This window comes from Neisseria sp., from assembly GCF_030523955.1.
Taxonomy (GTDB): domain Bacteria; phylum Pseudomonadota; class Gammaproteobacteria; order Burkholderiales; family Neisseriaceae; genus Neisseria.
Window position 1 is genome coordinate 39,385 of the sequence record NZ_JAUNHL010000018.1, and the last position, 12,044, is coordinate 51,428.

At 57.3% G+C, this 12,044-nt stretch carries 7 protein-coding genes and 1 pseudogene; all 8 read left to right on the forward strand.

The window, feature by feature from the left end; all coding sequences use genetic code 11:
* Positions 1–13: 13 nt before the first annotated feature.
* The gene (locus tag Q4C79_RS05500) at positions 14–1,462 is read left to right on the forward strand and encodes an aldehyde dehydrogenase (protein WP_303090017.1); all 1,449 of its coding nucleotides are present in this window, start codon (positions 14–16) and stop codon (positions 1,460–1,462) included.
* Between the two features lie 103 nt (positions 1,463–1,565).
* Complete coding sequence (locus tag Q4C79_RS05505) at positions 1,566–3,422, forward strand: feruloyl-CoA synthase (RefSeq protein WP_303090018.1); 1,857 nt, start codon at positions 1,566–1,568, stop codon at positions 3,420–3,422.
* Positions 3,423–3,636: 214 nt separating this feature from the next.
* Positions 3,637–4,854, forward strand: a complete 1,218-nt coding sequence (gene mhpT / locus Q4C79_RS05510; RefSeq protein WP_303090019.1) for a 3-(3-hydroxy-phenyl)propionate transporter MhpT — start codon at positions 3,637–3,639, stop codon at positions 4,852–4,854.
* Positions 4,855–4,867: 13 nt separating this feature from the next.
* A complete protein-coding gene (locus Q4C79_RS05515) occupies positions 4,868–5,317 on the forward strand; it encodes a MarR family winged helix-turn-helix transcriptional regulator (RefSeq protein ID WP_303090020.1) in 450 nt (149 codons plus the stop codon).
* Between the two features lie 66 nt (positions 5,318–5,383).
* Positions 5,384–5,490: pseudogene (locus Q4C79_RS05520) on the forward strand (IS5/IS1182 family transposase); the annotation flags it as partial.
* Between the two features lie 25 nt (positions 5,491–5,515).
* Complete coding sequence (locus Q4C79_RS05525; protein ID WP_303090021.1) at positions 5,516–7,957, forward strand: acyl-CoA dehydrogenase; 2,442 nt, start codon at positions 5,516–5,518, stop codon at positions 7,955–7,957.
* Positions 7,958–8,227: 270 nt separating this feature from the next.
* The gene (polA, locus tag Q4C79_RS05530; protein WP_303090022.1) at positions 8,228–11,047 is read left to right on the forward strand and encodes a DNA polymerase I; all 2,820 of its coding nucleotides are present in this window, start codon (positions 8,228–8,230) and stop codon (positions 11,045–11,047) included.
* Between the two features lie 111 nt (positions 11,048–11,158).
* A partial coding sequence (locus Q4C79_RS05535) for a pentapeptide repeat-containing protein (protein WP_368492212.1) occupies positions 11,159–12,044 on the forward strand: 886 nt, incomplete at its 3' end.

Genomic DNA, 12,044 nt, shown 5'->3' on the forward strand with positions numbered 1-12,044 from the left:
GAGAGGAGAAAAAATGAACCAAGTGCAATTGCTGATTGGCGGCCAGTCGCGACCGGCTGCCGACGGTACGGTATTCGAGCGTTTCGGCCCTTTGAGCGGCCATGCGGTCAGCCAGGCCGCCGCGGGTAAGGCGGCCGATGCGGTGGCGGCGGTGGAAGCGGCGGCGAAAGCTTTTCCCGTCTGGTCGGCGCTGCCGCCGGGCGAAAAGCGCAACCGCCTGCTCAAAGCGGCGGACTTACTGGCTTCGCGCGCAGAGGCATTCATCAATATCGGCATCGAAGAGATGGGATCGAGCGGCGCGTGGTACGGCTTTAACGTGCATCTGGCGGCCAATATGCTGCGCGACGCCGCCGGCATGGTCACACAGATTCAAGGCAACGTGATTCCGAGCGACGTGCCCGGACGCATAGCAATGGCCGTGCGCGTGCCTTGCGGCGTGGTGGTCGGCATGGCGCCGTGGAATGCGCCGGTGATTTTGGCGACCCGTGCGCTGGCCATGCCGCTGGCTTGCGGCAACACGGTGGTGCTCAAGGCTTCGGAAATCTGTCCGGCCACGCATGAGCTCTTGGTGAAAACCTTAAACGAAGCGGGTTTGGGCGAAGGCGTGGTGAATCTGGTTACCCACAGCGCCGAAGATGCCCCCGAAGTGGTAGCGGCGCTGATCGCCCATCCGGCGGTGAAGCGTGTGAATTTTACCGGTTCCACCCATGTCGGCAAAATCATCGCCAAACAATGTGCCGAACACCTGAAGCCGGTGGTATTGGAATTGGGCGGCAAAGCGCCGGTTATCGTGTGCGAAGACGCGGATTTGGACGAAGCGGCCAACGCGATTGCGTTTGGCGCGTTTTTCAATCAGGGGCAGATTTGCATGAGTACCGAGCGGGTGCTGGTGCACGAAAAAGCGGCCGATGCGCTGATTGAGCGCTTGAAAGCCAAAATCGACGGCTTCGTTACCGGCGACCCGCGCGAACAGGTGCACATCGCCCATGTGGAAAGCCGCCGCGCTGCCGACCGCATTCTGTCTATGGTGCGCGATGCGGAAGACAAAGGCGCGCGCGCCATCACCGAATACCGCGTGAACGGCACCGCCATCAGCCCGATTCTGCTCGACGGCATTGCCCCGGGCATGCAGCTTTATACCGAAGAATCTTTCGGCCCGGTATGTACGCTGGAGCGGGTGAAAAGCGATGATGAAGCAGTAAGCAAAGCCAATGATTCGGTATTCGGTTTATCCGCCGCCGTATTCAGCCGCGACATCGGCCGTGCCATGGCTTTGGCGCAAAGAATCGAAAGCGGCATCTGCCACATCAATTCGGCCACGGTTGACGACGAAGCGCCGATGCCGTTCGGCGGCGTAAAAGAAAGCGGTTACGGGCGTTTCGGCTCGCAGGCATCGATCCATGAGTTTACCGAATTACGCTGGATAACCGTACGCAGTACGCCCAAGCATTATCCGATTTAACGAGCCTTCTTTCATCAGATAGGCATTATTTGATTAAAACAAAAAACAAAACCCTCCATGCCCTGCCTATGCCTGTCTGAAAATGCTGCAAAGGAGAAACAGCATGACTCAAACATCCTATCTTGGCTATCCCGTCCGCGACGTAAAGCTGGGCGGTCATGAAGTGACCGTGCACGAAGCAGACGGCGTTTACTACATCACCCCCGTCGAAGCCTTAAAGCCCTATCCCGAAGTATTGTCGCAGCGTTTGTACGAAAACGCCGAAAAGCACCCCGACCGCCTGTTTGTCGCCAGGCGCGGCGATAACGGCCAATGGCAAAGCTACACCTACGCGCAAACGCTGGCGGCGGCGCGCAACATCGCCCAAGCGCTGCTTGCCTACGATTTATCCGCCGAACGCCCGCTGATGATACTTTCGGAAAACTCGCTGGAAGCGTTTTTGCTGAATTTCGGCGCCATGCTGGCGGGCATACCTTACGCCTATGTCGCCCCGGCCTATTCGCTGGTGGCCGAAACGCCCGACAAATTGCGCCACGTTATCGAAACGCTCACGCCGGGCATGTTTTTTGCCGGCGACGGTAAAGGTTTTCTGAAACATCTGGCCGCCTGCGGGCAGGCAGAAGAGCCGATTGTGACCACCACCGGCGAAATCGACGGCAAGCCCTGTCTGAATTTCAACGATTTATTAAACACCCCGGCCACCGACGCCATCGAGCAGCGGCATGCGCAAATCCGCCCCGACGACATCGCCAAATTCATGTTCACCTCCGGCTCGACCGCCCTGCCCAAAGTGGTACCGACCACCCACAAAATGCTGTGCAGCAATCAGCAGATGCTGCGCCAAACCCTGGCGCAAATGGAAGAGGAGCCGCCGGTATTGGTCGACTGGATGAGCTGGCACCACACCTTCGGCGGCAGCCACAACATGGGCATCGTGCTCTATAACGCCGGCAGCTTCTATATCGACGACGGCCGCCCGACACCCGACCGCTTCCACGAAACCATCCGCAACCTGAAAGAAATTTCGCCCACCCTGTATTTGAACGTACCGGTTGCCTGGGCGGCGCTGGCCAACGCGCTGACCGAAGACGCCCAATTGCGCGAGACCTTTTTCAAACGGGTGAAACTGCTGTTCTTCGCCGGTGCGGCGCTGTCGCAGGATTTGTGGCAGAAACTCTCCGACATCAGCTACGCCCATTGCGGCGAGCGCATCCGCATCATGGCCGGGCTGGGCATGACCGAAACTTCCCCTTCCTGCACCTTCACCACCGGGCCGACCAATCTGGAAGCCGGATTCGTCGGCTTTCCCGCCCCCGGCTGCGAAGTGAAGCTGGTACCGGTAGACGGCAAGCTCGAGCTGCGGGTACGCGGCCCGCACGTGATGCCCGGCTATTGGCGGCACGACGACGGCCGCGCCAGTTTCGACGAAGAAGGGTTTTACTGCACCGGCGATGCGGTGCGCCTGCACAATCCCCAAAATATCGCCGACGGCCTGGTATACGACGGGCGCATCGCCGAAGACTTCAAACTGAACACCGGCACCTTCGTCAACGTCGGCGAATTGCGCAGCCGCATTCTGATTCAAGGCAATGAATTGATCGAAGATGTGGTGCTGGTGGGCGAGGGAAAATACGAAATCGGCGTATTGGCCTTCGCCAAGCCCACCGTTACCCGCCGCATCAGCGGCCTGTCTGAACAGGCGGATTGGCGCGAAGTGTTGCTGCATCCGGCGGTACAGGCTTGGTTCGGGCAATTTATGGCGCGAATCAACCAAGGCTACAACGCCAGCTCGAAACGCATCGCGCGCCTGTACCTGATGGAGCGTGCACCCGACGCAGGACTGGGCGAAAAAACCGATAAAGGCAACCTCAACCAGCGCCTGCTGCGCAACAACCGCCGGCAAGAAATCGCCGCCTTATACGGCGAAGAAGCGGATCCGCTGCGTTTTCTGGCACCGTAAAAATATAAAAAAACGCGCTGCAATCCTTTTCAGACAGGCATTTACACCGATGGTACCTTCCCCGCCGGTTGGCAGCGCCGATATAGCAGATTAACTTAACTTTCGCTACGGCGTTGCTGCGCCTTTCCGTACTATTTGTACTGCCTGCGGCTTGCTGCCTTGTATCGAAAATTAATTAAATTTGCTATAACAAACGGAATCAAGGAGAAATATCATGACTGCCGAGGGAAGAACCATACAAAACAGTGCCAAAATCACATTGGCGCTGTGTTTCCTGCTCGCGCTGATGGAAGGTTTCGACCTGCAATCCATGGGCGTGGCGGCTCCGATGATGCGCGAAGCCTTCCACCTCGAGCCCAACCAGCTGGGCATGGCCTTTTCCGCCGCCACGCTGGGCACCCTGCCCGGCGCACTGCTGGCCGGCAAAATGGCCGACCTGTATGGCCGCAAGCCGATTCTGATCGTCAACACCATCCTGTTCGGCCTGATGAGCGTGTTAACCGCCCATGCCGCTTCGTTTCCCTTATTGCTCGGCGCCCGCTTCCTGACCGGCCTGGGGCTGGGCGGCGCCTTGCCGATTTTAATTACGATGGCCACCGAAGCCGTCAGCCCGAAATGGCGCGGCACGGCGGTGAGCGTGATGTATTGCGGCGTACCGGCCGGCGGCATCCTCACCTCGGTGGTGGCGATTTCCATGGCCAAACAATTCGGTTGGCAGTCGATTTTCTATGTCGGCGGTTTCGCCCCGCTGCTGCTGTTGCCGGTAATCTGGCTGTTTCTGCCGGAATCGAAGGCCTATCTGCAAAGCAAGCTGGAAGCCGAGCAGCGCAAATATTCCATCCCGCATATTCTGTTCGGCGAAGGCCGCCTGTTCGGCTCGCTTCAGTTGTGGGTCAGCTTTTTCTGCACGCTGATTGTTTTATATGTATTGCTCAACTGGCTGCCGACCCTGTTTGCCAACCAAAATTTCAGCCGCGAAGAAATCAATTACGTTCAGATAGGCTTTAACGTCGGCGGCGTATTGGGCACCCTGCTGCTGGGCTTGCTGCTGGATAAGCTGAACATCAAAGCAGTGGTCGTTATGATTTACGTCGGCATGCTGGCGGCGCTGTATGCCCTGTCCGAAGGATCATCCTTAAGCGCACTGGTGGCGGCCACCACTGCCTGCGGTATCTTTATTATCGGCGGCCAAGGCGCGCTTTACGCGCTGGCGGGCATGTTTTATCCTGCCGCCATCCGCGGCACCGGCGTCGGCACCGCCGTGGCCGTCGGCTGCGCCGGCTCTTTCGCCGGCCCGATTCTGGCCGGTTTGATTCTGGGCGCCGGCCAATCCAGCGGCGCCGTGATTACCGCCGCCATTCCGGTGATCGCCATCGCCTTTATCAGCGCATTTACATTGGTGCTGCGCTTTAGCCGCACGAAAAGCCAATAACGAAAGGGAAAATATGGAGCACACGGTGCTTGCCAACAACGATCTGCCTACCGTCAGCTACAGCCTCGGGCGCTTGGACCGATTGGTCAGCCAGCACCTGAGCGAGGCGCTCAAGCCGCTGGGGGTCAGCCTGCCGCAGTTTACGATGCTCTCGCATCTGGCGCGGCGCGGCGCTACGGCCAACGCCTCGCTGGCCGCCCGTTCGTTTATTTCGCCGCAAGCCGCCAACCAGATTGTGAACACCATGATCCTGCACGGCTGGGTCAGCAAACAAAACGATCCCAACCACGGCAGAATGGTCTTGATTGATTTAACCGAAACCGGTTTGGCCGTTTACCAGCGCTGCATGGCCGAGGCCGAGGCTTTCGAACGGACGATGCTGGTCGGGCTGCTGCCGGAGAATGTCATGATGCTCCGCTCCACCTTGCAGCGCCTGCTGGATAACCTGAATCAGCGCGGATAAAGTCAAAACCATGCCTGTCTGAAACCCCGCTCCCACCGTTTTCAGACAGGCATGATTCATCACAACTATAGTGGTTTAAATTAAAAATAGGACAAGGCGACGAGCCGCAGACAGTACAGATAGTACGGCAAGGCAAGGCAACGCTGTACCATTTTGAATTTAAGCCACTATATAACCAGAACAACAAGGAGAAAACTTATGTGGGCAATCATCGCCGCCTTGGCCGGCCTCTTATTACTGGCTTTTTTCGGCGCCGCCTGGCCGTTCTGGCTGGCCTTAGCCGCTTTATTAACGCTTGCGGGAATTTTCCCTTGGTGGCTGGGCTTATTGTGGGCCGCGCTGTGCCTGCTGTTTGCCGTCGATTCCCTGCGCCTCAAATTCCTGAGCCAGCCGGCGTTCAGGCTGTTTAAAAACATTCTGCCGCCGCTCTCCGCCACCGAGCAGGCCGCCATCGATGCCGGTACGGTTTGGTGGGACGCCGAGATTTTCAACGGACGGCCGGATTGGCAGAAACTGTCGCAATACCGCGACCCAGAGCTCACGCCCGAAGAGCAATCGTTTCTGGACAACGAAACCGAAACCCTCTGCCAGATGCTCAACGACTGGCGCTTTAGCCAACACGATAAAGACCTGCCGCCCGAAGTGTGGCAATACGTTAAAGACAAAGGCTTTATCGCGATGATTATCGAAAAATCATACGGCGGGCTGGCATTTTCGCATTACGCCCATGCCAAAGTCGCCACCAAAATCGCCAGCCGCAGCCCGGCCGCAGCCTACATGATCATGCTGCCCAATTCGCTGGGACCGGCCGAACTCATCCAACATTACGGCACCGCCGAACAAAAAGATTACTACCTGCCGCGCCTGGCCAAAGGCATAGACATGCCCTGTTTTGCGCTCACCAGCCCTTGGGCGGGTTCCGACGCCGGCGCCATTCCGGATACCGGCATCGTGTGTTACGGCAGCTATACCGATCCGCGCGACGGCAGTTTTCACGAAAACGTATTGGGCATACGCGTCAGTTTTGAAAAGCGCTGGATCACTATGGCGCCGATCGCCACCGTTATCGGCTTGGCGTTCAAACTGCGCGACCCCGAAGGGCTGCTCGGCGGTGAGACCGACATCGGCATCACCTGCGCCCTCTTACCGACCGCCATGGAAGGGCTGCACCACCGCCGCCGGCATTATCCGAACGGCACGCCGTTTTGGAACGGCCCGGTGTGGGGCAAAGATATTTTCTTTCCGCTCGAATGGATTATCGGCGGGCGCGACTATGCCGGCCAGGGCTGGCGGATGCTGATGGAATGCCTGTCGATCGGCCGCTGCATCTCTCTGCCCTCGCAATCGGTGGGCAACGCCAAACACGCCGCCTGGACCACCTCCGCCTGGGCGGGCATCCGCCAGCAGTTCGGCCTGCCCATCGGCAAATTCGAAGGCGTGGCCGACGCACTGGCCCGCATCGGCGGCCATACCTACCAAATGGAAGCCACGCAGGATTTGGCCTTAACCGGCTTGGATCTGGGTGAAAACCCTTCGGTGATCTCCGCCATGGTGAAATTCAACAATACCGAGCGGCTGCGCAAAGTCATCAACGATGCGATGGATATCCACGGCGGGCGCGCCGTGGTAACCGGGCCGCGCAACTATCTGGCGGCCATGTACAACGCCATCCCCATCGGCATCACGGTGGAAGGTGCCAACATCTTAACCCGCAGCCTGATGATTTTCGGACAAGGTGCTTTCCGCTGCCACCATCACGTCTTGTCGGAAATCCGCGCACTGGAAGCCGATGACATAGCGGCGTTCGACCGCGCCTTTTGCAGCCACCTGCGCCAAAGCGCCGGCAATGCCGCCCGCAGCTTCGTCTTCGGCATCACCAACGGCGGCGGCCAAGCCCCCCGCGGCAAACTGGCTTTTGCCTATAAAAAGCTCAACCGTTTAAGCGCCGCTTTCGCCTTCGCCGCCGACGTCGCCATGCTCAGCCTGGGCGGCGACTTGAAACGGCGCGAAAGCCTCTCCGGCCGGTTGGCCGATGCCTTTTCCAACCTCTATATCGCCACGGCCTGTCTGAAACGCTTCGAGCGCGAAAGCAGCCAAAGTGCCGATTTGCCGTTGGCCGAATATGCGGTGCGCATGGCGTTGCATGAAACCGAAACCTCACTTTCCGGCCTGATTGCCAACCTGCCCAACCGCTGGGCGGCCGCCCTCTTGCGGCTGATCGTGTTCCCGCTCGGCAAACGCGAAGCTGCACCGAGCGACAAACTGGCGCACCAAGTGGCCGCCGACATGCAGCGGCACGATGAAACACTCGAGCGCCTCACCCGCTTCCACTTCAAACCACAAGCCGAAGCCGACGACTTATACGAGCCGCTGGCCGTTTTAAAACCCGCGCTGGAAGCCGCGCGGCAAACCGGCAAGCTGGAGCAACTGTTGCGCAAAGCCGAAGCCAAAGGGCAGCTGACGGCAGAAACCCCCGCCGCCCGCATCAGCGAAGCCGTTGAGATGAACCTGATCAGCGAAGACGAAGCCGCGCAACTGCGCCAAGCCCGCCGCCTCATCAAAATCGCGATTACGGTAGACGACTTCGACATGGATTTGAACGAACCGAATCCGCAGGTATTTGAAACCCGGGTGTTTTAAAGCGCATTCAATGCCTGTCTGAAAACCGCCCATCTGTTTTTCAGACAGGCATTCTTCTAAATTAAGCAAATATTGATTGTGAAAGAACAACGGTAGGTCGGGCATAAATGCCCGACCTACGTCCCAATGCCTGTCATACTCGGGCTTGACCCGAGTATCTTGCCATCTTTGCCGCAACCGCAAACTCACCGGCCTAGCCCAAAGATGCCCCGCCCGCCTTATCCCGTTATAATCCCGTCATCTCCAATCAGTTTTCAGACAGGCATTCCCATGTCCCAAACCCTGCTCCTCGTTGACGGCTCTTCCTATCTCTACCGCGCTTTTCACGCCATGGCGCCCTTAACCGCGCCCGACGGCACGCCCACCGGTGCGCTTTACGGCGTGCTCAATATGCTGCGCCGCCTGCGCGCCGATTATGTGCACGACTATTGCGCGGTGGTGTTTGACGCCAAAGGCAAAAACTTCCGCCACCAAATGTTTCCCGACTACAAAGCCACCCGCCCGCCGATGCCCGACGACTTGCGCCCGCAGGCGGAAATGCTGCCGGAAATGGTGCGGCTGATGGGCTGGCCGGTGTTGGTGGTGCCCGACGTGGAAGCGGACGACGTGATCGGCACGCTGGCCAAACAGGGCGAAGCGGCGGGCTGGAACGTGGTGGTGTCCACCGGCGACAAAGACATGGCGCAACTGGTGAGCGAGCACGTTACGCTGGTGAACACCATGAGCAACGAAAAGCTCGATATCGACGGCGTAAAAGCCAAGTTCGGCGTGCGCCCCGACCAAATCATCGACTACCTCACGCTGATGGGCGACAAAGTGGACAACGTACCGGGCGTGGAAAAATGCGGCCCGAAAACCGCAGTGAAATGGCTGGAACAATACGGCACCTTGCAGGGTGTGATCGAACACGCGGGCGAAATCAAAGGCAAGGTAGGCGAAAACCTGCAAGCCGCGCTGCCTCAACTGCCCTTGTCTTACCAACTGGTGACCATTAAAACCGATGTCGATTTGCACGCTGAACTTTCAGACGGCCTCGAAAGCCTGCGCCGCAGCACGCCGAAATGGTCGCAGCTGGCGGTGGAATTCAAGCGCCTGAATTTCCGCACCTGGCTGAAAGAAGCCGAAGAACGCATGCATGAAGGCAACGGCGATTTGTTCGGCGCCGCGCACATTGGCGAACAGGCAGCATTGGCCGAACAAAGCCTGTCTGCGACCGCAGGAAGTCCCTTTGGGAACAATGTTTCAGACGGCCTGCCGCAAACCGCCCCCGCTCCCGCCGCGCTGAATTACCAAGCGGTTACCACCGAAGCGCAGTTCGCCGCGCTGCTGGAGAGATTATCTCAAGCCGAAGCCGTCGGCATCGACACCGAAACCACCTCGCTCAACCCGATGGAAGCGCGGCTGGTGGGCATCAGCATCGCCTTTGCCGCGGGCGATGCCGTGTATATCCCGCTCGGCCACACCCCCACCGCCGCGCCCGAACAGCTTGATTTAAACGAAGTATTAGGCCGTCTGAAACCGCATTTGGAAAATGCCTGTCTGAAAAAAATCGGCCAAAACCTCAAATACGACCAACACATTTTCGCCAATTACGATATTGCCTTAAACGGCATTGCCGGCGACGCCATGCTCGCCTCGTATATTCTCGAAAGCCACTTGGGGCACGGCCTCGACGAATTAGCCGAACGCTGGCTCGCTCTGCCCACCATCACCTACGAATCCCTGTGCGGCAAAGGCGCCAAGCAAATCAGTTTTGCCGACGTGGCGCTGGAGCAGGCCACCGAATACGCCGCGCAAGACGCCGATTTCGCCCTGCGCATCGAAAGCTGGCTTAAAGCGCGCATGGACGCCAAACAGCTGGAAATGTATCAAAACATGGAGCTGCCCGTGGCCCAAGTGCTGTTTGAAATGGAGCGCACCGGTGTATTAATCGACAAAAACGAACTCGCCCGCCAAAGCCACGAATTGGGCAGCGAACTGTTGCAGCTTGAGCAGCAGGCCTACCAAATCGCCGGCCAGCCGTTTAACCTCAACTCGCCCAAACAATTGCAGGAAATCCTGTTCGACAAAATGGGCATCCCCACCAAAGGGCTGAAAAAAACCGCTTCCGGCGGCATTTCCACCAACGAAGCCGTGCTCGAACAGCTCGCGCCAGACTACCCGCTGCCCAACATCATCCTGCAAAACCGCGGCCTGGCCAAACTCAAATCCACCTACACCGACAAACTGCCCGAGATGATCAACCCGCAAACCGGCCGCGTGCACACCACCTACGCCCAAGCCGTCGCCATCACCGGCCGTCTTGCCAGCAACAACCCCAACCTGCAAAACATCCCCATCCGCACCGCCGAAGGCCGCCGCGTGCGCCGCGCCTTCACCGCCCCCGCCGGCAGCGTGATCGTATCCGCCGACTATTCGCAAATCGAACTGCGCATTATGGCGCACCTCTCCGGCGACAAAACCCTGCTCGCCGCCTTCCAAAACGGCGAAGACGTACACCGCCGCACCGCCGCCGAAGTGTTTGGCGTCGCCCCCGAAAGCGTCAGCAGCGAACAGCGCCGCTACGCCAAAACCATCAACTTCGGCCTGATCTACGGCATGGGGCAATATGGCCTCGCCAAATCGTTGGGCATCGACAACCTATCCGCCAAAAACTTTATCGACCGCTACTTCTCCCGCTACCCCGGCGTGGCCGACTATATGCAGCGCACCAAAGAACAGGCCGCCGCGCAAGGTTATGTCGAAACCCTGTTCGGCCGCCGCCTCTACCTGCCCGACATCCGCGCCGCCAACGCCAACCAACGCGCCGGCGCCGAGCGCGCCGCCATCAACGCCCCCATGCAGGGCACCGCCTCCGACCTGATCAAACGCGCCATGATAGACGTGCGCAACTGGCTCGTTTCAGACGGCCTGCAAAGCAAACTGATTATGCAGGTGCACGACGAATTGGTGTTGGAAGTAGTTGAATCGGAACTGGAATTGGTGAAACAGAAACTGCCTGAGATTATGGCAGGCGTGGCCGGTGGACAATTAAACGTGCCGCTGGTGGCCGAAGTGGGCGTGGGGGAGAATTGGGAAGAGGCGCATTGAGGTGGTAGGTCGGGCATTAATGCTCGAACTACGATACTGCGCAGGGTGCAAAATATCGGATTCAAGAATCCGATCTAACGCTTAATCACACTAAATCAATTAGAGTATACGATGAGCAAAAAACAACCTTCAGAATCAACAAAAAATCAAAATAGATTTATTGCGTGGCTATATGAATCTAGAGGAAGGCTTATCCTATTAGTCGCCTTATTAGAAATGTCTATACTCATTCCAATTTTCATAAATGACTTAGCGTTTCTACATGAACAAGAAACGTGGAAAGCAATTTTTAAAGGTAATGGCATTTGGACCTTGGTTGTGTTGATGATTTCCGCACCCATTGCATTTTTTATTTGGAAGTTTCGTGATGAAAACGCTCTTCAACAGTTAGAAAATCAACGGAAAGACGTTAACTTAAAAGAGTTTCATAAAATTGCCGAATGGGTCAGCGGCATGCATTTGGTTGAAGAAAAAATCACCGAAAAAGAGAAATATTCAAATTCAAAAGAGGGAGAAGATCATGGGGAGGGTAATGGGGACAAACCAAATGAATATGAAAGGATTAGAGAGTTTAGCCAATTAAATCCCAAGCAACATTTGCCTACCTTTAGCCGTCAGGATGGCGCGGTGGGTTTGCAGATTGCCGCCGTTCAAATGCTGCGTCCCTTTTATTGCGGCCATCATGGCGAGGCATTCCGCAAACCGGCTTTAAACCTATTAACCAGTGCCTGGCTGGCATTGTTCAAGCCCCATGAGCAGGATATAAAACGGCAAAAAAATTTGGCTAAAAGCCCCTTAGCCGTTGCCCTAACGGAAGCCATTTTTGCAGACGGCGGCATTCATTTGACCCGCCACCCGGAAGTATTACCCAATCTGTACCTGCCATATATCAATTTGCATTTGCCCGGACTAGAGGAAGAGGTTCTGCATTCACTCGCTGGAACCTCTCTACAGGGAGCGAATTTATCTCGGGTAGATTTATCCGAGGCAGATTTAT